The organism is Stenotrophomonas sp. C3(2023), assembly GCF_032911385.1.
Classification (GTDB): Bacteria; Pseudomonadota; Gammaproteobacteria; order Xanthomonadales; family Xanthomonadaceae; genus Stenotrophomonas.
In genome coordinates, this window is the sequence record NZ_JAWJLO010000001.1 from 1,909,254 (window position 1) to 1,935,497 (window position 26,244).

The window sequence follows — 26,244 nt, forward strand, 5'->3', positions numbered from 1 at the left end:
CGGTGCCCGGCAAGGCGGCATCGCCTCGCGCTACAGCATATCAAACGCGAATGGTTCTCGCTTGCAATGCATGTGTCGCTTTGTATCGCCGCACCATCCGCAGCGCCCGTGTCATCGCGCCGACTCCGCCAGCCGCGCGCCGAGCCAGACCAGCAGAAGGCCGCCGACAATACTGGCGGCCAGATACAGCGGCACCATTCCCATGCGCTCGTTGCGCGCAAACACAAGCGTTTCGAGCATCAGCGAGGAGAACGTGGTCAGGCCGCCGAGCAGTCCCACCAGCAGAAACGCGCGCAGCAGCCGCACATCACCGCCGCGCTGCTGCAGCCAGACCAGCAGGTAGCCGGCGGCGAAGGCGCCGATGAAGTTGGCCGCCAGCGTGCCCCACGGAAACCCTTGACCCAGGTGCCGCAGCAGCGCTGCGCCGATGGCGAAGCGCAGCAGCGAGCCCAGTGCACCCCCCGCCATGACCAGCGCCGCCTGCTGCCACCACGGCGCGTCCATCAGCGTTGGGCCTTGGCCTGCCGCGCCTGCTCGCGCTGTTCGCGCAGCCGGTCGAGCTTATCCTTGAGCTTGATTTCCATGCCGCGCGGTACGGGCTGGTAATAGACCCGCTCGCCCATCGCATCGGGAAAGCCGGTCTGGTCCAGTGCGATACCGCCCTCGGCATCATGGTCGTACTGGTACTGCGCGCCATAGCCGAGCGACTTCATCAGCTTGGTGGGTGCATTGCGCAGGTGCAGCGGCACCTCCATCGTGCCGGTCTGGCGGACTTCGGCCTTGGCCAGATTGAACGCCGCGTAGCCGGCATTGGATTTGGCGGTGCTGGCCAGATAGAGCACCAGCTGGGCAAAGGCCAGCTCGCCTTCCGGGCTGCCCAGCCGCTCGTATATATCCCAGGCTTCCAGGGCCATGGTCTGCGCGCGCGGATCCGCCAGGCCGATGTCCTCGATGGCCATGCGGGTCAGCCGACGCGCCAGATAGGACGGATCACAGCCGCCATCGAGCATGCGCGTCAGCCAGTACAGCGCTGCATCCGGATTGGAGCTGCGGACCGACTTGTGCAGGGCCGAGATCTGGTCATAGAACTGTTCGCCACCCTTGTCGAAGCGCCGGGTGCGGTCGGCCAGCACCTGCGCGAGGGTCTGGGCGGTGATCACCCCGCCCTCGCCCAGCGCCAGTTCCGCGGCGATTTCCAGCAGCGTGAGAGCGCGGCGCACGTCGCCGTCTGCCGCGGTGGCGATCTGCAGCAGCAGGTCCGGCTCGACCTGGATCGGCTCACTGCCAAGGCCGCGCTCGACATCGCGCAGCGCCCGCTGCAGCGCGTCCATGATGTCCTCCGGGCTTACCCCTTCGAGCACGTGCACGCGGCAGCGCGACAGCAGTGCCGAGTTCAGCTCGAACGAGGGATTCTCCGTCGTCGCGCCGACGAACAGAATGGTGCCGCGCTCGATATGCGGCAGGAACGCATCCTGCTGGGCCTTGTTGAAGCGATGGACTTCGTCGACGAACAGCACCGTGCGCCGACCCTGTGCGAAACGCTGGGCGGCCTCGGCCAGCACCTGCCTGACCTCGGGCAGCCCCGACAACACGGCGGAAATGGCGCGGAATTCGGCGTCGGCATACTCGGCCAGCAGCAGCGCCAGCGTGGTTTTGCCGCACCCGGGCGGGCCCCACAGGATCATCGAATGCACACGACCGGACTCGACCGCGCGCCGCAGCGCGCTGTCCGGCGCCAGCAGGCGCTTCTGGCCCACCATTTCGTCCAGGGCGGCCGGGCGCATGCGCTCGGCCAGCGGACGCATGTGGTCGCGGTCTACGCTGAGCAGATCGGGCGTGGGGAAGGCAGTGGAGCGTTGTCTTGGCACGGTTCTAGTGTAGCGCCTGGGGCGCGCAGCCGCCTGCCGACCTCAAGGCCGGCAGGCGGCAGGCGGAAAAACGCTCACTCGCCGATGACGTCGGTACCGGCCGGCGGGGTGAAGCTGAAGGTCCCGGTGCTGAAGCCGGGGTTGCGCTTCCAGCCACTGAAGGTGATCACGGTTCGCTGCCCCAGTGCATCGGTCACTTCCATCCTGGCCAGACCCTGGCCGTTGAAGCCAAGCGCGGCGTACTGGAAGCTGGCCTCGGTTTCGCGCTTGGGCGACAGCGACAACCACTGCAGACCGTCGCGGGCAGCGGCCTCTTCACTGAGGTCGTACTGCTGCTCAAGCAGCGCCGGGTTGATCAGGGCAGTCAGCGGGCTGTTCTGCTCTTCCTTGCCCTGCGCGCGCACGGTGGCCTGCTGCAGATCCGGCTCGTACATCCAGACCTTGCTGCCATCAGCGACGATCAGCTGCTCATGCGGCCGGATGTATTCCCAGCGGAACAGGCGTGGCGCCGACAGGGCGACCCGGCCGCTGGTGGTCTCCTTGACCCGGCCGCGGTTGTCGAACACCTGTTGGTTGAACTGCCCGTCCAGGCCGCGCAGCCCGCTGGTGAACCGGTTGAGGTCATCGCGGGCGCCGGCCCAGGCGCTGCCGGCAGCAACCAGCGAGAACAGGCCAACAGCAAGGGCACGACGCAGGGTATGGGACATGGCGGTTTCCGCAGAATCAATGGTCGATGGTGGATGCTCGCCTTTTTGAGATGAATAGGCGGCAAAGAGCGTGAACGCGATTGTGTCGCCATTCACCCGCCGCGCGGCGCGGTACGCGTGCGGCGGGTGCTGGGCAGCGGGCTATCTGGGCGGCGGCGGCGCCAGCACAGTACGGTCCCCGTTGTGCTCGGGGGCGCTGACCACGCCGGCGGCCTCCATCGCCTCGATCAGGCGGGCGGCGCGGTTGTAGCCGATCTTCAACCGGCGCTGCACGCCGGAGATGGAGGCGCGCCGGGTTTCAGTGACCACCCGCAGGGCCTCGTCGTACAGCGGGTCGGACTCATCGCCGGCTGCGGCAGACTCGGGCAGCCCGGTGGCCCCCACCACCACGCCGTCGCCCATGGTCTGGGTCTCGTCCAGCACGCCTTCGATGTAGTCGGCCGGGCCCATCGCCTTGAGATGCTCCACCACGCGGTGCACCTCCTCGTCCGACACGAACGCGCCATGCACACGGTCGGGCATCGCCGTGCCGGGCGGCAGGTAGAGCATGTCGCCGTGACCGAGCAGCGTCTCGGCGCCGGACTGGTCCAGGATGGTGCGCGAGTCGATCTTGGAGCTGACCTGGAACGCGATGCGGGTGGGAATGTTGGCCTTGATCAGGCCGGTGATCACATCCACCGACGGACGCTGCGTCGCCAGGATGAGGTGGATGCCTGCCGCGCGCGCCTTCTGCGCCAAGCGGGCGATCAGTTCTTCGACCTTCTTGCCGACGATCATCATCATGTCGGCGAATTCGTCGATGAAGATGACGATGAACGGCAGCGTCTCCAGCGGACGCGGTGCTTCGCCCAGCTCCGGGTTCGGCTTGAACAGCGGGTCCATCAACGGCTGGCCGGCGTCCTGCGCGTCCTTCACCTTCTTGTTGAAGCCGGCGAGGTTGCGCACGCCGACCGCGCTCATCAACTTGTAACGGCGCTCCATTTCGGCCACGCACCAGCGCAGGCCGTTGGCCGCCTCTTTCATGTCGGTGACGACCGGGGCGAGCAGGTGCGGGATGCCTTGGTAGACGCTCAGTTCGAGCATCTTCGGGTCGATCATCAGCATCCGCAGGTCCTTCGGCGAGGCTTTAAACAGCAGGCTCAGCACCATGGCGTTGACCGCCACCGACTTGCCTGAGCCGGTGGTGCCGGCCACCAGCAGATGCGGCATGCGGGCCAGGTCGGCCACCGTCGGGCGGCCGGCGATATCCTTGCCCAACGCCAGCGTCAGCACGCTGGCTGACTTGTCGTATTCCTTCGAGCGCAGCAGCTCGGACAGGAAGATCATCTCACGGGTGACGTTGGGAATCTCCAGCCCGATGACCGACTTGCCCGGAATCACATCGACCACACGGACCGATTTCACCGACAGGCCACGTGCAATGTCCTTGTCCAGCGAACTGATCTGGCTGACCTTGATGCCCGGCGCCGGCTCGATTTCGAAGCGGGTGATCACCGGGCCCGGATAGGCCCCGACCACCACCGCGTCGATGCGGAAATCCTTGAGTTTGAACTCGATCTGCCGCGACAGCGTTTCCAGCGTCTGCTCGTCATACCCCTTCGGCTGCGGCTTCGGGTCGTCGAGCAGGGCCAACGGCGGCAGGTCCGACCCGTCGCCATTGACGCCCCGGAACATCGGGATCTGGGTGTCGCGTTTGGCACGGTCACTCTTCTCGATCACCGGCTCCGGGCGCGGCTCGATCTTCACCGGCTCGCGCCTGGCACGCACCTCGGCGTCGGCCTTGCGCACTTCCTGGCGCTCCTCACGCAGCTCGCGGGTCTGCTTCCACTCGGTAGCCTGTTCTTTCTTCCGCTCCAGCAGTGGCGCCAGCGCCATCACGCCGCGCCCGATCTTCTCCATCACCATGAACCAGCTCAGCCCGGTGGCCAAGGTGATCGAAGCCAGCAGCAGCACAAGCACGAACAGGTTCGCACCCAGCGCACCAAAGCCAACGGTAAGCGAATTACCGACCAGTTTGCCGAGGATCCCGCCCGCGGACGATACATCGCCGCTGAACAGACGCACGTGCAGCAGACCGGTGCCGGCAATCAGAAAGCCGACCAGCCCCACCAGCCGCAGGGCCGGGTCCAGATCGTTTTCGCCACGGCCTTCGCCCCGGTTCTCGCGCTTGAGCCCGAACATCGCAAACCACGCCAATGCGCCAAGCAGCACCGGCAGCAGGAACGCCATGTAGCCGAACAGCTGCAGCAGCACGTCGGCAATCCAGGCGCCAGCCCGGCCTCCCATGTTATGCACCGGTGCCACGACCGAGCCGGTATGCGACCAGCCCGGGTCGGTTGCCGAATAGGTGAACAGGCTGGCCACCAGGTAGAGCAGCGCCGGGGCGACGGCGATCAGACCCAGGTCGCGCCACAGGCGATGTTTTCGGGAGGTTTCGGCCGCCGCCGGCTCACGTCGACGAGCCTTGCTTTCGGCGGATTTGGAGCGCTCCGGGACCTGCTTCGCCACCTTAGACCATGCCTTTGAAATACGCTGTTAGTGGTTGATAATAAACGAACTGCGACGAATTCCGTCACCTGATGCTGACCGAGGCCTGTTCCGGCACGCGGAGTGACCGGTCGAGGGCGGCGTTGGCGCTGGCGCATGACGCCGTTCCACCTGTCGCCTTGAATCACCTCGCCGCAGCCATCACTCTATGGTCTGCCACCGACGCTGTGCAAATCGCGCAGCGCCTAGTCCCATCTACATTTCGCGAGTCTACATGAGCCTTTCCCTGCCCACCCGCCACCAGAAGCTGGTCATCCTCGGCTCCGGCCCCGCCGGCTGGACGGCCGCCGTCTACGCCGCCCGCGCCAATCTCAAGCCGGTGGTCATCACCGGACTGCAGCAGGGTGGACAGCTGATGACCACCACCGAGGTGGACAACTGGCCAGGCGACGCCCACGGGTTGATGGGGCCGGATCTGATGGCGCGCATGCAGGCCCATGCCGAACGCTTCGAAACCGAGGTCATCTTCGATCATATCCACACCGCCGACGTGTCCCAGCGGCCCTTCAAGCTGACCGGCGACAGCGCTGAGTACACCTGTGACGCCCTGATCATCGCCACCGGTGCCACGGCCAAGTATCTGGGCATTCCGAGTGAGGAAGTCTTCAAGGGGCGCGGCGTTTCCGCCTGCGCCACCTGCGACGGATTTTTCTACCGCGACCAGGACGTGGTGGTGGTCGGCGGCGGCAACACGGCGGTCGAAGAAGCGCTCTACCTGTCCAACATCGCCCGCAAGGTCTATCTGGTCCACCGCCGCGACACGCTGAAGGCGGAAAAAATCATGCAGGACAAGCTGTTCGCCAAGGTCCAGGCCGGCAGGATCGAGACTGTCTGGCACGCCCAGGTGGACGAAGTGCTGGGCAACGACGCAGGCGTGACGGGCGTGCGGGTCAAATCCACCCTCGATGGCAGCACGCGCGACATCGATGCCCATGGTTTCTTTGTCGCTATCGGCCATCATCCGAACACCACGCTGTTCGACGGCCAGCTTGCGATGAACAATGGCTACCTTGAAATCCGTTCAGGCCTCGGTGGCAATGCCACCCAGACCTCGGTGGAGGGCGTGTTCGCCGCAGGTGACGTGGCTGACCAGCACTACCGTCAGGCGATCACCTCTGCCGGTTTCGGCTGCATGGCGGCACTGGATGCGGAACGTTATCTGGACGCCAAGGGTCAGGCCAGCTGATCCCTGCGCGCTGTCTGAGGCCTCAGGTTACGTTGGAAAGGGGGGGGGGGCGTAACCGCCCCGCCCGCTCGGCCGCGTTGGCCGCGTAGCGCGGCGCTTCGAACACGCGCATTACGGCGGACGCGTGCCAGATCGGCCTCCACACCGGCCGATCGCGCCAGCAAATCCACGCTTCAATGTCGGGCAGGCCACGGCCCGGACGGGTGCGCGGCCCGGCGCCGCGGGTCGCCCATCCCAGCATCGCCTTTACCAGTGCGCGCCCCTATGCTGTCGGCATGCGCACCTCCCGATTCATCACCGACCTGCAGCAGCTGCCATCGTCGAGCTGGGATGCCCTGCACGATGGCGCCAATCCGTTCGTAAGCCACGCGTTTTTGGCAGGACTGGAAGCCCATGGCTGTCTGCGCAGCGAATGGGGCTGGCAGCCGCAGCACTTCACCCTGTGGGAGGACGAACTACTGGTCGCTGCCATCCCGGGGTACCTGAAGTCCAATTCCCACGGCGAGTTCGTGTTCGACCACGCCTGGGCCAACGCCTATGCCCGTCACGGACGCGACTATTACCCCAAATGGCTCGGCGCGGTGCCTTACTCGCCCGTGACCGGCCCGCGCCTGCTGACACGCGACGCGGCCGTCCGCGCCGAGGTGTTGCCCGCTCTGCTTGATGCGCTGCCCGCGCAGCAGGTCTCTTCGGCACACATCAACTTTCACGATGTGGACGACGACCGTGCTTTCGACGCTGGGTGGCTCCTGCGGCAGGACATCCAGTTCCAGTGGCATAACCCCGGCGCGTGGTCCTGCTTCGACGATTACCTGGCTGCGATGGATCACAAGCGCCGGAAAAACATCCGGCAGGAACGCGCCAAGGTGGCGCGAGAAGGCGTCAGCGTGCGCGTGGTGCATGGCGACGAGGCCAGCCGTGCCGATCTGCAGGCCATGTACCGGTTCTACCTGCAGACATTCCTCGAGTACAGCAACGCGCCCGCGCTGACCGAAGCGTTCCTGCGCCACCTTGCCAGCCGTCTGGGCCGGGGGCTGGTGCTGATGCTGGCCGAACACGCGGGCCAGCCTGTGGCCGGCGCGCTCTTCCTGCGCGGCGGCGGCACGCTGTATGGCCGCTACTGGGGTGGTGCTGCCCTGCCCGGCCTGCATTTCGAGGTCTGCTACTACCAGGGCATCGAGTACTGCCTGCGCGAGGGGTTGTCCCGTTTCGAGCCGGGCGCACAGGGTGAGCACAAGCTGGCGCGCGGGTTTCTGCCGCGGATCGTACGCAGCCGTCATTGGGTTGCCGACCCAGCCTTCGCGCACGCGCTGACCCCCTGGTGCGCACAGGAGCGTGCCGAGGTCGAGCAGTATCTCGCCGCTCTGCAGGCCCACAGCCCGTTCCGCGCTGGAGAATGCACGTGAGCCGCACCCTGCCATGGCGCCTGGCCGACGCGCCGGACGCGCCGTTTCCGCCGGCGTCGAGCGCGCTGCGCCACCCTGACGGCCTGCTTGCGGTGGGCGGCGACCTGTCGCCGGTGCGGCTGCTCAACGCTTATGCGGGCGGGATCTTTCCATGGTTCAGTGAAGGTGAGCCGATCCTGTGGTGGTCACCGGACCCACGCATGGTGTTCCGGACCGAGGGCGTCCGTCTTTCCAGCCGGTTCCGCCGCACCCTGCGCCGGTCGTCGTGGGACATCCGCGCCGACACCGCATTCGAGACCGTGATGCGCCGCTGCGCGCTGGCGCCGCGACCCGGGCAGGACGGGACCTGGATCAGCGAGTCGATGATCCGCGCATACGTTGCGCTTCATCGCCTCGGCTTTGCCCATTCGGTGGAGGTCTGGGAGGACCGGCAGCTGGTCGGGGGCGTCTACGGGGTCTGCATCGGCAGCATGTTCTTTGCCGAAAGCATGTTCAGCGACGCCAGTGGTGGCTCCAAGGCCGCACTGGCTGCCCTCGCGCGCCTGCTGCAGGGCTGGGGCGTGGCGGCCATCGACGCGCAGGTGGAAAACCCGCACCTGCGGCGCATGGGGGCCGAGCATTGGCCGCGCGCCCGGTTTCTAGATCATGTTCAAGACGCCGTACGTCGTGACGGCCCCGGGGGAAGCTGGGCAACCCGCGTCAGCCCGTGGCCGGCACGGCATCTTGCTGACGGTTAACGCAATCTTTGCAAGAAGCGAAAGACAGGCGTAAAATACTGCGGCTTAGGCCCCCGTGGCCGCACTCTGAACTGCACAGGACTACATGTCGAAAGACGATTCCATCGAGTTCGAAGGCACCGTCAGCGAGACGCTGCCGAACACGACTTTCCGCGTCCGCCTGGAAAATGGTCATGAAATCATTGCCCATATTTCCGGCCGCATGCGCAAGAACTACATCCGCATCCTCACCGGTGACCGGGTCAAGGTTGAAATGACCCCGTATGACCTGACCAAGGGTCGTATCACCTACCGCATGAAGTAAGCGGTACGGCGTTGCGCCGTGAAAAGGGCCAGCCTCGCGCTGGTCCTTTTGTGTGTCCGGCTCCCTGTACCTTTATCGTGTATGCAGTCGCGCCGCGACAGGGACGATGGTGCCGGAGAACAGCCGGCCACGGACCGGCCGCACGGGCGCTACAGCAAAGAAAAAGGCGGCCATCGGCCGCCTTTCGCTTGAACCTGCCCCGCCGTGGCTTCAGACCGTGGCCGGCAACAGCTTCTCCGGCTCGGCCTGGGTGTCGATCACCAGCTCGTTGTCGCGGACATCGATACTGACCTTGCCGCCGTCGATCAACTTGCCAAACAGCAGCTCGTCGGCAAGCGGGCGCTTGATCCGATCCTGGATCACCCGCGCCATCGGGCGCGCGCCCATCAACGGATCGAAGCCATGCTGGGCAAGCCAATCGCGCGCGGTCGGCGTGGCCGACAGGCTGACGTGCTTTTCCTGCAGCAGCATTTCCAGCTCGATCAGGAACTTGTCCACCACCCGCAGGATGTGTTCGAACCCCAGCGGCTGGAACTGCAGAACCGCGTCGAGACGGTTGCGGAACTCCGGTGTGAAGCTGCGCCGGATGGTCTCCATCGCATCGGTGGCGTGGTCCTGTTTGGTGAAGCCGATGGACCGGCGCGAGGCCTGCGTCGCGCCGGCATTTGTCGTCATCACCAGCACCACGTTTTTGAAGTTCGCCTCGCGGCCATTGGTGTCAGTGAGCACGCCACGGTCCATGACCTGCAGCAGGATGTTGAAGATATCCGGGTGCGCTTTCTCGATCTCGTCAAGCAGCAGCACGCAGTGCGGCGTCTTGACGATCTTCTCGGTCAGCAGGCCACCCTGGTCGAAGCCGACATAACCGGGAGGTGCGCCGATGAGGCGGCTGATCGAATGCGGCTCCATGTACTCGGACATGTCAAAACGCACCAGTTCAATGCCCAGTTGCAGCGCCAGCTGCTTGGTGACCTCGGTCTTGCCAACGCCGGTGGGCCCGGCGAACAGGAAGTTGCCAATCGGCTTGTCGGGGTTGCCAAGGCCGGAACGCGCCAGCTTGATGGCCGAGGCCAGGCTTTCAATCGCCGGATCCTGACCGAAGATGACCATTTTCAGATTGCGCTCCAGATGCTGGAGCACATCCTTGTCGGTCGCACTGACCTGCTTGGCCGGAATGCGTGCCATCCGAGCCACGATCGCCTCGATCTCCTCGACGTCGATCAGCTCCTTGCGCTGCCCTTCCGGCAGCAGCCGCTGCCGTGCACCGGCTTCATCGATCACATCGATCGCCTTGTCGGGCAGCAGACGGTCGCCGATGTGCTTGACCGCCAGGTCCACGGCCGCCTGCAGCGCATCGTCGGCGTAGGTCACACCATGATGAGCCTCGTACTTGCCCTTCAGGCCCTGCAGGATCTCGTAGGTTTCACCCACGGTCGGCTCGACGATGTCGATCTTCTGGAAGCGACGGGCCAGTGCCCTGTCCTTCTCGAAGATGCCGCGATATTCCTGGAAGGTGGTCGAGCCGATGCAGCGCAGCTCACCCGAGGACAGCGCGGGTTTGATGAGGTTGGAGGCGTCCATGGTGCCACCCGATGCCGAGCCCGCCCCGATGATGGTGTGGATCTCATCAATGAACAGCACGGCGTTGGGCACTTTCTTCAGGGCTGACAGCACACCTTTCAGCCGCTTTTCGAAATCACCCCGGTATTTGGTCCCCGCCACCAGTGCGCCGAGGTCCAGCGAGTAGATCACCGCATCGGCCAGCACCTCGGGGACCGAACCCTCCACGATACGACGGGCCAGGCCCTCGGCGATGGCGGTCTTGCCCACGCCGGCCTCGCCGACATACAGCGGGTTGTTCTTGCGCCGGCGGCACAGCACCTGGATGGTGCGCTCGATCTCATCAGCACGGCCGACCAGCGGGTCGATCCTGCCGCTGCGGGCCTGCTCGTTGAGGTTGCTGGCGAACTCGGTCAGCGCGTCGCCCTTGGCCTCGCCTTCGCCGCTTTCGCTGCGGGCTTCGGGATCACCGGCTGCCCCGTGTTCGCCTTCCTCACCCAGCTTGGCGATGCCATGGGAAAGGTAATTCACCACATCCAGCCGGCTCACGTCCTGCTGGTTGAGGTAATACACCGCATGCGAATCCTTCTCACCGAAGATGGCGACCAGCACATTCGCGCCGGTGACCTCTTTCTTGCCCGAGGACTGCACGTGGTAGACGGCACGCTGCAACACGCGCTGGAACCCAAGGGTGGGCTGGGTATCCCGCCCGTCGTCCTCGGCGAGCCGCGAGACCGAAGCCTCGATGGCCTGCTCCAGCTCACGGCGCAGGCGCTCGCCATCGGCGCCACAGGCCTTGAGGACCGCCTGGGCGGATGGGTTGTCGAGCAGTGCCAGCAGCAGGTGCTCTACGGTCATGAACTCATGCCGGGCCTCACGTGCGCGCTTGTAGCACTGGCCGATCGTGTGTTCGAGGTCTTTACTGAACATGCTCTACTCCGGCGGCAGTTGAGGACGATATGTGGCCTGACCCTGCAATTTCCATCACCCTAACGGAACCCTGCGTTCAGATGGCGTTAGCACGCCGGACCGTCGGACGCGACGACCCTGGCACTACCTTACACCGCGCGCACTTCGCCGGGTTGCCGGCAGGACCCAGTGCGCGCCGTGGCTTGCAGGGCAGCCAGTGAGCGACGCACCTGCCGCGCAGACATCCGACGAAGCTGCGCGGAGAGCGGCACGGCCGCCTGCCCGGCACGACGTTGCGGGAATGGAACGAAGCGGTGCACCGGCGGCGACCTCACGCCGGCACTCGACTCAGGCCTTTTCCATCGTGCACAGCAGCGGATGCTGGTTCATCCGTGAATATTCATTGACCTGTGCAACCTTGGTTTCGGCGACCTCGCGGGTGAACACGCCGCACACGCCGCGCCCGCGGGTATGCACGTGAAGCATCACCTGGGTGGCACGGTCGAGGTCCATGTTGAAGAACTGCTGCAGCACGTCGACCACAAAATCCATGGGGGAATAGTCGTCGTTGAGCAGCATGACCTGGTAGAACGGCGGCGGTGCGACTTCCGGCCGCGCCGCATCAAGCAGCACGCCATGGTCGGTGTGGGTTTCGTGGGAGGTCTCGCGAGGCATCTGGGCATTATAAGCGGGCGCTGCCGTCGAATGGACGTCAACCGGCCGTCCGGTCACAATTGGCGTTCTTTCCCGGCTTTCACGGAGACTTCATGAAAAGGACCCTCACCCTCGGCCTGCTGCTGGCGCTGGCCGGCGCCGCCACTGCAAGCGCCGCCACGTCCGCACCCGCTGCGGAAGCCCCGAAGGCCGATCCGGCTGTCGGTCGCCACCTGGACAAACTGGGTTTCAAGTACGAAGTGGACGAGGACGGCGACTACCGTATGGTGTTCGAACTGGCCGATGACCGCAGCCAGCTGGTCTACGTGCGCTCGGCCGTGGAGGATTTCGGGCAGCACCATGTACGCGAGATCTGGTCGCCCGGCTTCCAGGTGGAGGGCGATACGTTCACTGCCGCAGTGGCCAACCGCCTGCTGGAGGCCTCCAATACCGCCAAACTCGGCGGCTGGGTCAAGCAGAACAAGACCGCGATGTTCGTGGTCAAGATCGACGCCGACGCCACCGCCGAAGCGTTGAGCGACGCCATCGACGCTGCCAGCCGCAGCGCCGATGCCATCGAGCTGGAACTGACCGGCAAGGACGACTACTGAAGTGAGTGATCTGGCGCAGCGCTGGGCTCCGCATGTCACCGTGGCCACCGTCGTGGCCGACGGTGACCGGCTGTTGCTGGTACAGGAGACGATTGACGGCCGGCACGTGCTGAACCAGCCGGCCGGCCACCTGGAGCCCGGCGAGAGCCTGGCGGAGGCCGCGGTGCGCGAGACCCTGGAAGAAACCGGCTGGGACGTGGAACTGAACGCCTTCATCGGCTGCTACCAGTGGCGTGCGCCTGACGGCACCGGGTTCCTGCGCTTCTGCTACGCCGCCCGGCCGCTGCGCTATCACCCCGAACGGGTTCTTGATACGGGCATCGAGGCTGCACTGTGGCTGACCACCACCGAACTGCAGGCGCGCCATGAGCAGTTGCGCAGCCCGCTGGTCTGGCAGGCGGTGGTCGACCATCTCGCCGGTCAGCGCCACCCGCTGGGCATGGTCAAGGAGGTCGCATGAGTACGCCGCGGGTCATCGTCGGGGTCTCCGGTGGCGTGGATTCCTCGGTCGCCGCCTGGAAGCTGGTGCAGCAGGGCGAAGCTGTGGCCGGATTGTTCATGCAGAACTGGGCTGACGACGGCAGCGGCGACTGCCGCGCCGAAGACGATCGGCGCGATGCGGTAGCCGTGTGTGGGCTACTTGGCATCCCCTTCCACTTCCGTGACTTTTCCAGCGAGTACTGGCAGGGCGTGTTCGCGCATTTCCTCGCCGAATACGCGGCCGGCCGGACCCCGAACCCGGACGTGCTGTGTAATCGCGAGGTCAAGTTCAAACACTTCCTCGATGCGGCACGCGAACTGGGGGCCGAGCGCATCGCCACCGGTCACTACGCCCGCATCGCCCAGCGTGGTGGCCAGTGGCAGCTGCTGCGGGGCGCCGACCGCGGCAAGGACCAGAGCTACTTTCTGCATCAGCTGGGCCAGAACCAGCTGTCGGCCACCCTGTTTCCGATCGGCGAACTGGACAAGACCGACCTGCGCCGCATCGCCCGCGATGCGGGTCTGCCCACCCACGCGAAAAAAGATTCGACCGGCATCTGCTTCATCGGTGAGCGCGATTTCCGCGAGTTTCTCGGCCGCTACCTGCCAGCCCGACCTGGCCAGATCCACGATCCGCAGGGCGCAGTGATTGGCGAACACCCCGGGGTGTTCTACTTCACCCTCGGCCAACGCGAGGGCCTGAACATCGGCGGAGTCCGCGGCCGCCCTGCGGCGCCCTGGTATGTGGTTGGCAAAGACGTGGCCAGCAACATCCTGTACGTTGACCAGGACCGCGAAAGTCCTTGGATGCAGTCCACCCTGCTGCATACCGAGACGGCACACTGGATCGCCGGTTCGCCACCGGCACACCGGTTCGAATGCACCGCGCAGACCCGTTACCGCCAGCCTGACGAAGGCTGCAGTGTCACCGTGGCCGACGACGGCAGCGTGCAGGTGCGCTTCGCCCGGCCGCAACGGGCGGTGACCCCCGGCCAGTCGCTGGTGCTGTATGACGGCGAAGTCTGTCTGGGTGGCGCGGTGATCGCGGCCACCGACGCGCCGCTGGAGCAGCGGCTGCGCCCCTCCCCTTCTCCTTTCGAGGTATCTGCTGCATGAGCTTTACTGTCGACGACCGTGTCCTTGCCCTTGCCGGCATTGCCCAGGCCCTGCAGCAGGTGCGGCGTATCGCCGATACCGGGCACTCGGATGCCGCCGTAGTGCGTACGGCGATCGACAGCGTGTTCCGTCTGGATGCCGACAGCGCTGCCGGCGTGTACGGCGAGCGCGAGGCGCTCAAACCGGGCCTGCGTCTGCTGCACAACTACTTCCGCAACCAGGGCCAGGACCCCATGCTGCCCAAGCTGGCCATGGCCGTGCTGCAGCTGGAGCGGCGCTTCATCAGCGAACAGGCGGTCATCGACAAGGTGACCGACGGCATCGCGCGCGCGCAGCGCCAGGCTGCCGAGGTCGGCGACAGCGCTCACCCTGACGTGCTGGCCGCGCTGGGCGGGGTCTATGCCGACACCATCAGCCATCTCAAGCCCCGGGTGATGGTCCAGGGCAATCCGCATTACCTCGGTCAGGCCGGGGTAGTGGCTGAAATCCGTGCCCTGCTGCTGGCGGCGGTGCGCTCTGCGGTGCTGTGGCGGCAGATGGGCGGCAGCTACTGGGACTTTCTGTTCGCCCGCAAAGCCATGGTGGAGGCTGTGGACCGCGCGTTGTCCTGAGCGCGCGCGGCGGCCAGGCCGGGCACGCTGCCGTCCGCCCCGCCCCGCCCGGGCGACGAAGAGTGTGGCCGGGCTGACGGAAACGACAGCGTTCTGCGTTTCGGCATTAAAGAGACCCGGGGTACGGCCGATACAGCACTCGTGACTCTCCCGAGAACGTCCATGTACCCACGCATTTTCATTCGTCTGGCCGCCCCCCTGGCTCTGACCCTGTTGCTCCCCCTCGCCATTGGCCTCGAATGGCCGGCCGCCCTCCGCTGGGCGATCCTGACCACGATGACGCTCAGCTGGCTCGGCTTTGCGTGGTGGACTGCGCGTGCGCAGGTCCAACGCTCGCCGGAGACGGCGCGCGTCCTGCGCGAGCAGGACCAGTTGCTGACCGAGCTGCGCTCGTTCGTCGGTAACGAAATCGAAGGCTCGCGCGGCGAAGTCGAACGTGCCCGCGATCTGATCCGCCAGGCGGTATCCAGCCTTGGCGGCAGCTTCGACGCGATGAACCGCAAATCGCGCCAGCAGAGCCAGGCTCTGGCCCGCATCGTCGACCGTACCGGTGAGGAAGGCAGTGCCGGCCTCGACGTCGCCCGGTTTGCCCAGCACGCCAGCCATCGCATGGAACAGCTGGTCGAAGCACTCGAACAGGTCAGCGGGCAGAGCAGCACGACCGTGCAGCACATCGACCAGATGGCGCAGCACCTGGACGGCATCTTCGCGCTGCTGGAAGACGTCAAGTCGATCGCCGACCAGACCAACCTGCTGGCGCTGAACGCCGCCATCGAAGCGGCACGTGCGGGTGAAGCCGGCCGTGGCTTTGCGGTGGTCGCTGACGAGGTGCGAAACCTGTCCGAGCGTTCCACCACCTTCAACGAGCAGATCCGAAAGCTGGCGCACAGCTCCAAGGACGCCATCGCCAAGGTGCGTGAGACCGTCTCCAACATGGCCTCGCGTGACATGGACCGCTCCCGCGAAGCCCGTCAGGAGGCGGCGGCGATGCTGGACAACGTTGCGCAGATCAACGCGTCACTGGGCGACGGCATGCGTGAAGTCTCCGACTGCGCCCGCTCGATCGACGGCAGCGTGGCCGAAGCCGTGCGCGCACTGCAGTTTGAAGACATCGCCACCCAGGCACTGGGCGGCGTGCATACCCACCTTGACCGGCTGACCGCCATAAACCGCGAGGCCGTGGCGCTGCAGGAGCTGCTGCACCGTAACGGCGGGGTGTTCGACGAGGAGATCGTCAACGCGCTGCAGCGTACCGGCACCCGCCTGCGCGAAATGCGCACCGAGTGGGAGCGTCCGCCGCACAAGCCGGTTGCCCAGCAGAGCATGGGTGCCGGCACCGTTGAACTGTTCTGATCGCGGTTCGGGCGGGCAACAGCCGCCCTTCAGAAGGCCCCGGCGTTGCCGGGGCCTTTGCACATCCGCCTGACGTCACCGTATTCTCGCCAGCACTGATGACCCTGATCCGCGCCCTGCCCGAGTTGAGCCAGCACACCCCGCCTTCAACGGCGCGCGAGCAGCTGCAGCAGCTTGAGGCGCTGGCCCAGCAGGAGCTGGCTGCGCTGCAGCTTCGATGCGGACAGGGCGCCGCCGGTGCAGACCCGCCCTCGCCCGAACTGGCAAGCCTGGCCTGGGATCTGGGGCTGGCCGTCCCGGTCACGCCCTGAGCGGCACGTAACGCGTCCGTCGGCGACCCTTGCGGGTAGTGCCGGGCTCTGCCCGGCAACGTGGGTAGTTCAAGGGTGTTGCGGGCAGCCCAGCGGGGCAGAGCCGACCCCACGGTCGGCTGCTCTTCGGCCAGATCTCAGCGCCCCCACCGCGCTTGCGCGCGGTGAGCCGACCATGGGTCGGCTCTACCGGACCATCACGCGCTGCTGTCGTAGCAACTGGCGCCTTGGGAGGTCACAGCGTGACCGGGCAGTCGTCGCGGACGATGCCGGCGCCACTGCGCAACCACTGCGCCAGCTCGCGCGGCACCAGCGGCCGGGAATACAGGTATCCCTGCACTTCGTCGCAGCCCTGACGACGGAGCATTTCTTCCATCTGCGCGGTTTCAACGCCCTCGGCCACGACCTTCATGCCCAGCGCGTGTCCCAGGTGGACGATGGCCTGGGTGACCTCGGCGGTACCCGTGTCCTGGAGCATGCCCTGCACGAAGCTGCGATCGATCTTCAGACGGCCCACCGGGAACCGGTTGAGATAGTGCAGGTTGGAGAAGCCGGTACCGAAATCGTCCACCGCCAACGGCACCCGATGCCGCTCGAACACATCAAAGCAGTGTCGGAGCACGTCGGTGTCACGGATCAAGGCCGACTCGGTCAGTTCCAGCTCCAGACGGGTCGGGGCAAGCCCCTGTGCATGACAGATGTCGATGACCCGCTCGGCAAAGCCGCGCTCACGCAGCTGCACCGCCGAAACATTGACTGCAACGCGGTCGAAAACCAGGCCTGCACGGTCCCAGGCAGCTGCCTGACGGCAGGCCTCGTTGAGCACCCAATCGCCGATGCGCACGATCTCGCCACATTTCTCGGCAATCGGGATGAACTCGGCCGGACTGCAGTAGCCCAGTCCGGGGCGATGCCAACGCAGCAGTGCCTCGATCGCAGGCGGCTGGTCCCGGTCGGTGTGCAGCAGGGGCTGGTAGACCAGACTGAACTCCTCACGCTCGATGGCACCGTGCAGCGCGTGCTCCAGTTCCAGCCGGCGCTGGATGCGGCTCAGCGCATCCTGGCTGTAGTACTGGTAGGTATTGCGCCCGGCCTCCTTGGCGGCATGCATGGCTGCATCGGCGGCGCGCAGCAAGGCGTCGAAATCCTCACGCCCCGGCTCGTACATCGCGATGCCGACGCTGGCACCCACTTTCAGGCTGTCCTGGCCGCGATGCAGCGGCTCGCCAAGGGAGGCAATCAACTTGCGCGCCACGTGGCCGGCGTCCTCCGGCGCTGCCAGGTCGCGCAGCACGACGATGAACTCGTCACCATTGAACCGACCAAACAGATCGCTGTTGCGCAGATTCTGGTGCAGCCGCGCGGCGGCTGCCTTCAGCAGCATGTCGCCAGTCGCGTGCCCGAAGCTGTCGTTGATCGTCTTGAATCCGTCAAGGTCGACGAACAGCATGGCCAGCGAGCCACCGCGGTCGCGCGCTTCCTCGATTGCCTCGGCGGTCTGCTCACGCAGCAGCATCCTGTTGGGCAGCCCGGTCAACAGATCGTAATGGGCGAGCAGTTCGATGCGCTCGCTCGCCTCGCGTTCGCGGGTGATATCGCGGAACAGCACCACAAAACGTGCCGGCAGCCCATCGCGGCGGTCCAGCTCGATCAACACCTGCACCCAGACCCGGATGCCGGACTGCCGGTAGAAACACAGGTCCAGCTGTTCAGGCAGACCGCCGTCGGCGATGCGGGTCAGCGCGGCCTCGAACGCCTCACGCGACTCGTCGCTGTACATCGCCAGCGCCTGTTCGAGGCTGATGGGCTCCTTGCGCAACCCGTGAATGCGGTAGCACTCTTCGGTCCACTGCATCTGGCGGGTGGCCACCTCGATTTCGCAGCCACCGATGCGGCCCAGTGCGGAGACGCGGTTGAGCAGTTCGGTGCGCCAACGGATCAAGGCGTCGGTCTGATACTGCTCGGTGATGTCCTGCACCTGGCCCAGTACGCGCTGCACGCGACCGGCGCCATCAAGCAGCGGCTGCAGCCACAGGCGCAGCTGGCGCGGCGACGCGCCTGCGGCGGCCTGCAGTTCCACGTCCTGGCTGCAGGCCTGGGGGTCGCGCCACATCCGGCGCCAGGCCATCCGCAGTGCAGCACGTGACCGGGGATGCAGACGCCGCACCCAACGGCGTGGCGTGCGCGGGTCCCGCGCGTCCTGGCCGAGCATGGCGCAGAGTTCGGGCGACCACCAGAAACGCCGGCTGTCCGGGTTCCATGCCCAGCTGCCCATGCCGGCGATGCGCTGTGCTTCGCGCAGATGCACCTGCTGGTCCTGCAGCTGCGTTTCGAGCTGTTTCTGCTGGTCGATGTCGGTATGCGTGCCCACCATGCGCAGCGGCAGACCTTCGACGGTGCGCGCCACCACCCGCCCGCGATCAAGTACCCAACGCCAGCTGCCATCCTGGTTGCGGAAGCGGAACTGCGCGCTGTACTGGGAACTGCGCCCTTCCAGATGCTCGCCGATGGCACCGCGGACGCGGCTGCGGTCGTCGGGATGCACACGATCAAGCAGGGCGACGGCGCGTTCCTGCAGGTCGCGGTCGTCAGGCCGTTGTGCGGGCGTACGCAGCATGCGATCGGCAGGCACGTCCCAGTCCCACAGACCATGACCGGCGCTTTCCAGCGCCAGTTCCCAGATGCTGCCGGTGTAGGCACCGACCGGCTCGGGAATGCTCAGCGTGAAGGCCAGCAGGTTGCCATCGCGGTCATGGACCGCGCGCATCCAGCCATCGTAGCGTCCCCGCGGTCCGCCGGGCAGACTGCACGGAACGATGCCCCCGTCGGCCGCCAGCAGGCGGATGTCTTCCAGCATCGAATGGTAGGACTGGGTGATGATCGGAAGCTGGTGCTCGCGTGCTGCCGGGTTGGCCGCCAGCGGTCGCCCCTCCCTGTCGAGGATGACCAGTGCCGAGGCGAGCGGATGCTGCAACAGGCTGGCGATAATCCCTTGGTCCACGCGGCTTGCTCCAAAAACCCCCTCGACGCCGGGGGACGCAACCGTTAACGGCGGCGCAGCCGGAATATTGAGGGACCGGCGGCATGCAGCACCTGCCCGCAGTTGGCGACATCATGGAGTTATGGGTGATCCCGGGGCGCAGCAGTCGGCACGCACGACGGCGGGGCGGTTACTATGTCCTGGCCGCCCCTACCCCCTGCCGCCGCCCTGACATGTCCGGCTCCGCACCTGCCAGCTTTGCCACCTCCGCCCTGGCCCGGCAGCTCCGGCGGGGCCGCCGTCGGGTGGTGCTGGGCTACACCCTGCTGGCGCTGGCCTGGATCGCCTGCAGCGATGCGGCGGTGATCGCCCTGGCAGGTGACCTGCAGCAGGCCACTTACTGGCAGGGGCTGAAAGGGGCTTTTTTCATCTTCGCCAGTGCAGCGGTCATCTACCATCTGCTACGACCGCTGGGCACCCACCTGCTGCATGCGCATCAGCGGCTGGAGGACTCAGAGCAGCAGCATCGCCAGGTTTTTCTGGATAATCCCGGCCCGATTCTGGTCTATGACCTGCACTCGCTGCGCATCCTTGACGCCAATCCGGCCGCCTGCGCCTTGTTCCGCTGGAAGCGGCCGGCGCTGCTGGAGCAGACCATCGAGGCGCTCTGGCCACCCGGGGCGACCGCTGCGCTGGAGGCAAAACTGGCGCAGCTGCGCGCGGAACCGGACCAGGTCTGCACCTTCCGGACGCCAATGCTGCTGCGCGACGGCAGCGTGCGGCAGATGGAGCTGCGCAGCAATGCGGTGCAGTTCCAGCGCCGTCCAGCCCGGCTGCTGATCGCCATCGACCGCACGGCCGAAGATGAAGCGCTGCTGCGCCGTGACCAGGCGCTGGCCCGGTTGGAGGAGGCCCACACGCTTGCCTGCATCGGGGCATGGGAGCTCGATCCGCAGAGCGGTACCGGGCACTATGCCGACCAGGTCTATCGGCTGTTTGGGCGACGACCGCCGGAAACCCGGCGCTGGCACCGTTTCGAAGAGCTGCTGGTCGCCGCCGACCCCGCGACGGCCGCGCTCACCGGTCAACTGCTGGCTGACATGTGTTCGGGTCAACCTGTCCAGGTGGATGTGCTGCTGCCCTTGCTGGCCATGGACGGTCGCCAGATCACGGTGCACCTTCGCGCACGCAGTACAGGCGATGCCACTGGACATTCGCGGGTTGTGGGTACGGTGCAGGATGTGACCGAGCGGGAGCAGTCAAGGCGCCTGCTGCGCGAACGTGAGGAGCAGTTCCGTGAACTGGTCCGGGTCCTGCCTGATGGCGTGGTCATCCTTTCTGCCGGGCACGTGCTGTATGCAAACGCGTGGGCCGCACGGCTGTTCGGCTATGCCCAGCACACGCTGCTGGGCGAATCGCTGGCGTCGCTGGTCAGCGCGCCGGACCTGGCGCGCGTCGAGCTGTGGCTGCAGGCGTCGGCGGGAGAGATGCCCGAGCAGCTGCAGGTGGCCATGCAACGGCCTGACGGCACCCGCTTCCAGGCTGGGCTGGCGCAGGGCGAGGTCCGCTATGGCGGCCGCGACTGCCGGCTGCTGATCGTGCGCGACCTGAGCGACTCCGAACGAACCCAGGCCGCCCTGGCCATCAGCAACCGTGAACTGCAGGCCATGGCCGGACGTCTGTTCTCACTGCAGGAAGATGAGCGCAGAGCCATATCGCGTGACCTGCACGACGACATCGGCCAGGCCATCACCGCGATGAAGCTGTCCGCATGGGCTGCTCTTGATGAGGACGACCTGCAGCGGCGCAACCAGGATCTGCAGCAGATCGTGAGCCTGGCGGATACCACGGTGGCCAAGCTGCGCGATATTTCCACGCTGCTGCGCCCGCCGCAGCTGGACGCGCTGGGGCTCGAAGCTGCGCTGCGCTGGCAGGCGGGTGTGCTGTTCCGATCCACCAGCACCGAACTGCTCACCCGGATACAGTCGCTGCCGCAGCGACCGGACAGCGACATCGAACAGGCCTGTTTCCGGATTGCCCAGGAGAGCCTGACCAATGCCCTGCGGCATGCGCGTGCCAGCCAGGTCGAACTCAGCCTGCTGGCCCTGGACACGCAGCGTCTGCACCTTCAGATCCGCGACGATGGTGAAGGCTTCGACCCCGATGGCCCGCGCGGGCTCGGGCTGATCGTGATGCGCGAGCGCGCCCAGAGCGTCGGCGGTCAGCTGCGGATCGAATCCGCCCACGGTGCGGGCACGCTGGTCGATGTACATCTTCCCTACCAGGTCCCGCAAGGACCCAACGAACTACCGGACGCTTGATGGCAATGTGGAACCCCAATCTGCCCCCGGCAGGCATAGAGGATGCCCCCGACCGGCTGGGGGCAGGCAATCCCGAACTGCAGGCGATGGTCGCCGAGGCCACCTCGGGCGGCACGCCGTTGATGCTGATGCATGTGGATATCGACCACTTCGCATCGGTCAATGAGAACATGAGTGCCGAGGTCGGCGACCAGGCCCTGGTGCTGGTGGCTCAGCGGCTGCAGGCATTTCTGCGTGGGCGCGGCAAGCTCTGGCGCCACGGCAGTGACGAGTTTCTGATCGCGGTGCCACGCGCGGCTGACATGCCGCTGCCTGAAGATCTGGCCGAGGGACTGCGGCAGCAGCTGGAACTGCCGCTCTCGGTGCTGCCCTACACCTTGTTCATGACCGGCAAGCTGGGCGTGAGCCTGTGTCCGGAGCATGCGAGCAACGCCTCGCGCCTGCTCGACCATGCCGAGGACGCCCTGCACCAGGCCGCCCGTGAGGGCGGCAACGCCTTCCGCATCCACGCCGTGGACACACCACCGAGTGCGCACAGCGAGAGCATCATCGCCCGTCAGATCATCGACGCCATTCCCAATGGTGAGCTGAAACTGCGCTACCAGCCGCTGGTGAGCGCGCGCGACGGCCACGTGGTGGGCATGGAGGCGCTGCTGCGCTGGCAGTCGCCCACGCTGGGCATGCTGGTGCCGGAGCGCTTCATGCGTACCGCCGAGCGGTTGGGCATCATCGTGCAGATCGGCACCTGGGTGCTGGAAGGCGCGTTGAAGCAGGCCCGGCTGTGGCGCGACCAGGGGTTTGATGACTTCAGTATTGCCGTCAACGTCTCCACCCTGCAGCTGCTGCGACCGAACTTCTTCGCCGAGGTGATGGCCCTGCTGCAGGCCGCGGGCGTGCCGGCGCAGATGCTCACGCTGGAAATCAACGAAAGCGCGCTCACCAACAATGTCAACTTCGTTCACGAAACCCTGGCACAGCTGCGCAACGAGGGCATCAGTCTCAGCCTGGACAACTTCGGCACCGGTGATTCGAGCCTGAGCGCGCTGGTCCGCTATCCGGTGGACAAGCTCAAGATCGATCGGAGCTTCATCAAAAGCGCACCGGCCGGCAACCGCGAAGCGGCCATCGCCCGCGCGATCGTGGCGATGGGCCACCAGCTGGGCATGACGGTGATTGCCAACGGCGTGGAGTCGCAGGCCCAGCTGGGTTTCCTGCGCCGCAATGACTGCGATGTGTTCCAAGGCTACCTGTTCGGCGAGCCGATGTCCGCCGATGCAGCGGGCATGACCCTGCGTCGTCGCTATCTGCGACCGGAGGCATTCGCCGAGACCCGGCCGGACCGCACCCTGTTGCTGCTGGACGATGAAGAAAACGTGCTGCGCTCGCTGGTCCGGCTGTTCCGCCGCGATGGCTACCGCATCCTTGCCGCCGGCAACGTGCGCGATGCCTTCGACCTGCTGGCGATCAACGACGTGCAGGTCATCCTCTCCGACCAGCGCATGAGCGACATGAGCGGCACCGAGTTCCTGGGCCGGGTAAAGATGCTCTACCCCGATACGATCCGGCTGGTGTTGAGCGGGTACACCGATCTCAACACAGTGACCGACGCGATCAACCGCGGAGCGATCTACCGGTTCCTGACCAAACCATGGAACGACGACGAACTGCGCAAGCACATCCATCAGGCGTTCCGCACCTACGAGGAACAGCGGCGCAGCAATGCCAATCCGCTGGCCCAGGCTGAGCCGCTGGATGCCGGCGAATAGCGTAGCAGGGGGCGCAGCCCCCTGCCCTGCAGGCCTTACCGGGGTTGCTTGACCGGCAACACCAGGCGGAAGCGTGAACCGACCCCGGGTGTGCTGTCCAGATCGATACGGCCGTTGTGCTTGTTGATGATGCTGTAGGAAATGGACAGACCCAGACCCGTTCCGCTGCCCACCGGCTTGGTGGTGAAGAACGGGTCGAAGATCCGCTGGCGCAGCTCAGGCGAGATGCCGCCGCCGGTATCCTCGAACTCCACCCACACCGCCGCATCGCCGTCCACGCCCGTGCGGACGGTGATGGTGCCACGTTCGGCAATGGCATGGCCCGCGTTGAGCAGCAGATTCATATAGACCTGGTTGAGCTCGGACGGCAGGCATTCCACCAGCGGCAGCTGGCCGTACTCGCGGTGCAGGGTGACCTTGTACTTGAGCTCGTTCCAGATGATGTTGATCGTCGACTCCAGCCCCGCATGCAGGTCGACCAGCTTCCACGACTCATCCCGACCCGAATACGAGAAGTCCTTGAGGTCGCGCACGATGCGGGTGACCCGCTCGATACCCTCGCGCGACTCGGCCATCAGCTGCGGCAGATCGCGGCTGATGAAGTCGATGTCCAGGCGATCACGGATATCGTCGATCTCCGGTATCAGCGCTTTCGGATCCGGCGCACGCAGGGCACGCTCGTAGGCTTCGATCACCGTGAACAGACTCCGCAGATACTCCTGCAGGCTGCCAAGATTGGAATGCACGTAGCCGATGGGGTTGTTGATCTCGTGCGCGACGCCGGCGGCCAGCTGCCCGATCGAGGCCATTTTCTCTGACTGAAGCAGCTTTTCCTGCGTGCCGTTCAAACGCAGATACGCCTGGCGCAGTTCGGCATGACGCTGCTGCAGCTCGCGCTCATAGTCTTCCTGGCCTTCAATCTGGCGGAACAGGGCCAGGTAGTAACCCTCGTCACCGTCCCGGTGGTGATACACCTGGCCGATGACCACCGCCTCGCCCATTACCAGGCTGCCGTTCCAGCTGCCCTGCTGACGCGCGTGGGCCAGCGCGTCAGGCGGCAGCACAGCACGCAGCTGCAGTGCGCGTCCCCCGTTGCTTGGCTCGGCACGGTCCAGCAGCGCCTCAGCGGCACGGTTGGCCAGCAGCACGCGGTCGTCGCCGGTGAACAGCAGCAGCCCGTCGCTCAGCGGCGCCAGCAGCGCCTGCAGCACAGGCTGCGGGAGGGCAGTCACGGAAAGAGGAGCAGCAGACACGTATCGGCAGACCTGGCGGGTGTGGGCACCCACTATACCCGGCCACACTGCGCACGGCATTCAAGCCGGTCCATCCGTTGTCGACCGGCTGCGGATACGCAGCTCAGGCCACCGCCAGCGGTCGGCCCGCACGCGTCAGATGGGACTGGCCCTTGGCATCGTAGCCCGGCGCGTCCTCGCTGCGGCCCAACTGCCGCAGGGCCCAGTTCACTTCACGGCGTCGGCGGGCCAGCAGCGCGCCGTTGGCACGGTTCTGCTCGGCCAGCGCCTGCAGGCGCTCGCCCTCCCCAACGGGCAGCGCGCCCTCCAGCGTACGCAACGCCTCCAGCTTCGCCCCGGTGGCGCGGATCAGCGCATGCACGTCATGGGCGATCAACGCCTGCCGCTCGGCATCCAGCGCATCGCTGAGCCGCTGCATGGGCTCGCTCATCAGCGCGCTCATCCCTGCAGCTGCTGGTCCAGCTCAAGCATGCGCGAGGCAATGGCATCCGGGTTGATCCGGTAGCTGCCGTTCTGCAGCGACTCACGCACCTGCGCCACGCGCTGGGCGTCGATTGCCGGCGCAGTGCTGAGCTCACGCTCCAGTGCCTGCAGGCTGGTCGCCTCGCCGGTGAGCTTCAGGCTGTCGGCCGCTTCGACCGGGCGTGCCGGCGCATCGCTGCTGACGCCGGGACGCGCGGAGGGCCCCACTGCGCGCAGCGCAGCCTGCGCTGCCGGGAAATTGCCGTCGATTTTCTGGCTCATGAAGGTTCCTGAGGTTGCCGTACAAAGAGGTTAACGGCCATCGGGCCGCGACCTTTAGGGTTTTTTCCTACAGGGCCTGGCGGGTCACCAGCACGTCGCCGTTGGCCGCCACCGTCCCCTGCAGAATACGCCGGGAAGAAGGATTCTCCACGGAAACACGCTCGTTTTCGCCGGCGTCGCCAAGTGCGCGGCCGGCGACACGGACTTCCAGACCCCCACTGCGCGCGACGATCGCCACGGCGTCTCCCCTACGGATGAGACGCTCACTGACAAGGTCATTGGCGGCCAGCAGCGTGCCGGCCGGCAGCGGTCGGCGCGCAATGCGCCCCACCGCCGAGGCCGGGTCGGCCAACACCGCCCCGGCAATCCGGGCGCCGTCGCGACGGGCAGTCCCGATATCGGCGGCGCCAAGCATTTCTCCAGCGCCGATTCCGCGGTTGAGGATCAGGACGGTCTGCATGTGGCGCACCTTGACCGGCACGAACACGCGCCAGCCGCCTGCGTCGGGGCAGATGACCTCCACCGTCGTGCTGGCCGTCGGGGCCGCCTGCAGCGGCTGGCCGCAGGCAGGAAGACGCATGGCGTCGGCCACGATGGCCTCGCCCTCGGCACCTCCGCCCAACGTGGACAGGGCCGCGTGACGGATGCTCTCCACAGGCTGCCACGCGTTTGCGCGGACCTGGCCGGTGGCGGCAGCGGCCATGCAGGAAACAACAAGACCAATGAAGAGGCGCAGATGCATGGGCAAGCCCTCGCTGGGAACATGGCCAGGATGGATGCAAGCGGTGTGCCACTGATCGCACTGTCAGCACGGGATGGC

23 protein-coding genes are annotated in these 26,244 nt (G+C 66.2%); 12 read left to right on the forward strand and 11 right to left on the reverse strand.

What is annotated here, in order from left to right; all coding sequences use genetic code 11:
* Positions 1-111: 111 nt before the first annotated feature.
* The 4 genes from crcB to RZA67_RS08390 all read right to left on the reverse strand — a co-directional run bounded on the left by crcB (position 112) and on the right by RZA67_RS08390 (position 5,083).
* Positions 112-504: a fluoride efflux transporter CrcB gene (gene crcB, locus RZA67_RS08375; RefSeq protein ID WP_317212245.1), complete on the reverse strand. Its 393-nt coding sequence runs from the start codon at positions 502-504 to the stop codon at positions 112-114.
* Positions 504-1,805 (reverse strand): replication-associated recombination protein A, encoded by a 1,302-nt coding sequence (locus RZA67_RS08380; RefSeq protein WP_317213963.1) that lies wholly within the window; start codon positions 1,803-1,805, stop codon positions 504-506. Before RZA67_RS08380 ends, crcB begins: the two co-directional genes overlap by 1 nt.
* Before the next feature lie 137 nt (positions 1,806-1,942).
* Entirely contained in the window at positions 1,943-2,575 is a 633-nt protein-coding gene (lolA, locus tag RZA67_RS08385; protein WP_317212246.1) for an outer membrane lipoprotein chaperone LolA, read from the reverse strand.
* A gap of 141 nt (positions 2,576-2,716) precedes the next feature.
* The gene (locus RZA67_RS08390; RefSeq protein ID WP_317212247.1) at positions 2,717-5,083 is read right to left on the reverse strand and encodes a DNA translocase FtsK 4TM domain-containing protein; all 2,367 of its coding nucleotides are present in this window, start codon (positions 5,081-5,083) and stop codon (positions 2,717-2,719) included.
* Between the two features lie 253 nt (positions 5,084-5,336).
* Here RZA67_RS08390 and trxB point away from each other — a divergent pair, with 253 nt between their 5' ends.
* From trxB to infA, 4 genes are all read left to right on the forward strand, one after another.
* Complete coding sequence (gene trxB / locus RZA67_RS08395; protein ID WP_317212248.1) at positions 5,337-6,308, forward strand: thioredoxin-disulfide reductase; 972 nt, start codon at positions 5,337-5,339, stop codon at positions 6,306-6,308.
* 275 nt (positions 6,309-6,583) lie between these two features.
* Positions 6,584-7,714 carry a GNAT family N-acetyltransferase gene (locus tag RZA67_RS08400; protein WP_317212249.1) on the forward strand — a complete coding sequence of 377 codons (1,131 nt, stop codon included), beginning with the start codon at positions 6,584-6,586 and terminating at the stop codon, positions 7,712-7,714.
* Positions 7,711-8,451, forward strand: coding sequence for a leucyl/phenylalanyl-tRNA--protein transferase (gene aat / locus RZA67_RS08405; protein ID WP_317212250.1), 741 nt, complete (start codon positions 7,711-7,713; stop codon positions 8,449-8,451). Before RZA67_RS08400 ends, aat begins: the two co-directional genes overlap by 4 nt.
* Positions 8,452-8,536: 85 nt before the next feature.
* Entirely contained in the window at positions 8,537-8,755 is a 219-nt protein-coding gene (infA, locus tag RZA67_RS08410) for a translation initiation factor IF-1 (RefSeq protein WP_005409596.1), read from the forward strand.
* Between the two features lie 210 nt (positions 8,756-8,965).
* Here infA and clpA read toward each other — a convergent pair whose 3' ends face one another.
* Together clpA and clpS are read right to left on the reverse strand one after the other, a co-directional pair.
* Positions 8,966-11,245 (reverse strand): ATP-dependent Clp protease ATP-binding subunit ClpA, encoded by a 2,280-nt coding sequence (clpA, locus tag RZA67_RS08415; RefSeq protein ID WP_317212263.1) that lies wholly within the window; start codon positions 11,243-11,245, stop codon positions 8,966-8,968.
* Between the two features lie 327 nt (positions 11,246-11,572).
* Positions 11,573-11,899 carry an ATP-dependent Clp protease adapter ClpS gene (gene clpS, locus RZA67_RS08420; RefSeq protein WP_317212264.1) on the reverse strand — a complete coding sequence of 109 codons (327 nt, stop codon included), beginning with the start codon at positions 11,897-11,899 and terminating at the stop codon, positions 11,573-11,575.
* Positions 11,900-11,991: 92 nt separating this feature from the next.
* On the opposite strand from clpS, the gene RZA67_RS08425 reads away from it, so the two are divergent.
* The 6 genes from RZA67_RS08425 to RZA67_RS08450 all read left to right on the forward strand — a co-directional run bounded on the left by RZA67_RS08425 (position 11,992) and on the right by RZA67_RS08450 (position 16,360).
* Positions 11,992-12,489: a hypothetical protein gene (locus tag RZA67_RS08425; RefSeq protein ID WP_317212266.1), complete on the forward strand. Its 498-nt coding sequence runs from the start codon at positions 11,992-11,994 to the stop codon at positions 12,487-12,489.
* Position 12,490: 1 nt separating this feature from the next.
* Complete coding sequence (locus RZA67_RS08430) at positions 12,491-12,949, forward strand: NUDIX hydrolase (RefSeq protein ID WP_317212267.1); 459 nt, start codon at positions 12,491-12,493, stop codon at positions 12,947-12,949.
* On the forward strand, positions 12,946-14,085 hold the full coding sequence (mnmA, locus tag RZA67_RS08435) for a tRNA 2-thiouridine(34) synthase MnmA (protein ID WP_317212268.1): 1,140 nt from the start codon (positions 12,946-12,948) through the stop codon (positions 14,083-14,085). The genes RZA67_RS08430 and mnmA overlap by 4 nt, the downstream gene beginning before the upstream one ends.
* Positions 14,082-14,696, forward strand: coding sequence for a high frequency lysogenization protein HflD (gene hflD, locus RZA67_RS08440; RefSeq protein ID WP_317212269.1), 615 nt, complete (start codon positions 14,082-14,084; stop codon positions 14,694-14,696). The genes mnmA and hflD overlap by 4 nt, the downstream gene beginning before the upstream one ends.
* Positions 14,697-14,858: 162 nt before the next feature.
* Complete coding sequence (locus tag RZA67_RS08445) at positions 14,859-16,049, forward strand: methyl-accepting chemotaxis protein (protein WP_317212271.1); 1,191 nt, start codon at positions 14,859-14,861, stop codon at positions 16,047-16,049.
* Between the two features lie 98 nt (positions 16,050-16,147).
* Positions 16,148-16,360 carry a hypothetical protein gene (locus tag RZA67_RS08450; protein WP_317212274.1) on the forward strand — a complete coding sequence of 71 codons (213 nt, stop codon included), beginning with the start codon at positions 16,148-16,150 and terminating at the stop codon, positions 16,358-16,360.
* 235 nt (positions 16,361-16,595) lie between these two features.
* Here the strand turns inward: RZA67_RS08450 and RZA67_RS08455 are convergent, their stop codons facing one another.
* On the reverse strand, positions 16,596-19,361 hold the full coding sequence (locus RZA67_RS08455; RefSeq protein ID WP_317212275.1) for an EAL domain-containing protein: 2,766 nt from the start codon (positions 19,359-19,361) through the stop codon (positions 16,596-16,598).
* Between the two features lie 212 nt (positions 19,362-19,573).
* Here RZA67_RS08455 and RZA67_RS08460 point away from each other — a divergent pair, with 212 nt between their 5' ends.
* The gene (locus tag RZA67_RS08460) at positions 19,574-21,661 is read left to right on the forward strand and encodes a PAS domain S-box protein (RefSeq protein ID WP_317212276.1); all 2,088 of its coding nucleotides are present in this window, start codon (positions 19,574-19,576) and stop codon (positions 21,659-21,661) included.
* A 5-nt stretch (positions 21,662-21,666) separates the two neighbouring features.
* Complete coding sequence (locus RZA67_RS08465; RefSeq protein WP_317213965.1) at positions 21,667-23,427, forward strand: EAL domain-containing protein; 1,761 nt, start codon at positions 21,667-21,669, stop codon at positions 23,425-23,427.
* Between the two features lie 35 nt (positions 23,428-23,462).
* On the opposite strand, the gene RZA67_RS08470 is transcribed toward RZA67_RS08465, so the two are convergent.
* The 4 genes from RZA67_RS08470 to flgA form a co-directional block, all read right to left on the reverse strand.
* A complete protein-coding gene (locus RZA67_RS08470) occupies positions 23,463-24,680 on the reverse strand; it encodes an ATP-binding protein (protein ID WP_317212278.1) in 1,218 nt (405 codons plus the stop codon).
* Positions 24,681-24,783: 103 nt separating this feature from the next.
* Positions 24,784-25,122, reverse strand: coding sequence for a flagellar protein FlgN (locus tag RZA67_RS08475; RefSeq protein WP_317212280.1), 339 nt, complete (start codon positions 25,120-25,122; stop codon positions 24,784-24,786).
* Entirely contained in the window at positions 25,119-25,424 is a 306-nt protein-coding gene (flgM, locus tag RZA67_RS08480; protein WP_317212282.1) for a flagellar biosynthesis anti-sigma factor FlgM, read from the reverse strand. Before flgM ends, RZA67_RS08475 begins: the two co-directional genes overlap by 4 nt.
* A 67-nt stretch (positions 25,425-25,491) precedes the next feature.
* The gene (gene flgA / locus RZA67_RS08485) at positions 25,492-26,127 is read right to left on the reverse strand and encodes a flagellar basal body P-ring formation chaperone FlgA (RefSeq protein WP_317213966.1); all 636 of its coding nucleotides are present in this window, start codon (positions 26,125-26,127) and stop codon (positions 25,492-25,494) included.
* Between the last annotated feature and the right edge of the window lie 117 nt (positions 26,128-26,244).

Bases quoted from the DNA above. Each gene is read 5' to 3' on its own strand.
- crcB (WP_317212245.1), bottom strand. From the start codon at position 504: ATGGACGCGCCGTGGTGGCAGCAGGCGGCGCTGGTCATGGCGGGGGGT.
- RZA67_RS08380 (WP_317213963.1), bottom strand. From the start codon at position 1,805: ATGCGTCCGCTGGCCGAGCGCATGCGCCCGGCCGCCCTGGACGAAATG.
- lolA (WP_317212246.1), bottom strand. From the start codon at position 2,575: ATGTCCCATACCCTGCGTCGTGCCCTTGCTGTTGGCCTGTTCTCGCTG.
- trxB (WP_317212248.1), top strand. From the start codon at position 5,337: ATGAGCCTTTCCCTGCCCACCCGCCACCAGAAGCTGGTCATCCTCGGC.
- RZA67_RS08400 (WP_317212249.1), top strand. From the start codon at position 6,584: ATGCGCACCTCCCGATTCATCACCGACCTGCAGCAGCTGCCATCGTCG.
- infA (WP_005409596.1), top strand. From the start codon at position 8,537: ATGTCGAAAGACGATTCCATCGAGTTCGAAGGCACCGTCAGCGAGACG.
- clpA (WP_317212263.1), bottom strand. From the start codon at position 11,245: ATGTTCAGTAAAGACCTCGAACACACGATCGGCCAGTGCTACAAGCGC.
- clpS (WP_317212264.1), bottom strand. From the start codon at position 11,899: ATGCCTCGCGAGACCTCCCACGAAACCCACACCGACCATGGCGTGCTG.
- RZA67_RS08425 (WP_317212266.1), top strand. From the start codon at position 11,992: ATGAAAAGGACCCTCACCCTCGGCCTGCTGCTGGCGCTGGCCGGCGCC.
- mnmA (WP_317212268.1), top strand. From the start codon at position 12,946: ATGAGTACGCCGCGGGTCATCGTCGGGGTCTCCGGTGGCGTGGATTCC.
- hflD (WP_317212269.1), top strand. From the start codon at position 14,082: ATGAGCTTTACTGTCGACGACCGTGTCCTTGCCCTTGCCGGCATTGCC.
- RZA67_RS08445 (WP_317212271.1), top strand. From the start codon at position 14,859: ATGTACCCACGCATTTTCATTCGTCTGGCCGCCCCCCTGGCTCTGACC.
- RZA67_RS08450 (WP_317212274.1), top strand. From the start codon at position 16,148: ATGACCCTGATCCGCGCCCTGCCCGAGTTGAGCCAGCACACCCCGCCT.
- RZA67_RS08460 (WP_317212276.1), top strand. From the start codon at position 19,574: ATGTCCGGCTCCGCACCTGCCAGCTTTGCCACCTCCGCCCTGGCCCGG.
- RZA67_RS08465 (WP_317213965.1), top strand. From the start codon at position 21,667: ATGTGGAACCCCAATCTGCCCCCGGCAGGCATAGAGGATGCCCCCGAC.
- RZA67_RS08475 (WP_317212280.1), bottom strand. From the start codon at position 25,122: ATGAGCGCGCTGATGAGCGAGCCCATGCAGCGGCTCAGCGATGCGCTG.
- flgM (WP_317212282.1), bottom strand. From the start codon at position 25,424: ATGAGCCAGAAAATCGACGGCAATTTCCCGGCAGCGCAGGCTGCGCTG.
- flgA (WP_317213966.1), bottom strand. From the start codon at position 26,127: ATGGCCGCTGCCGCCACCGGCCAGGTCCGCGCAAACGCGTGGCAGCCT.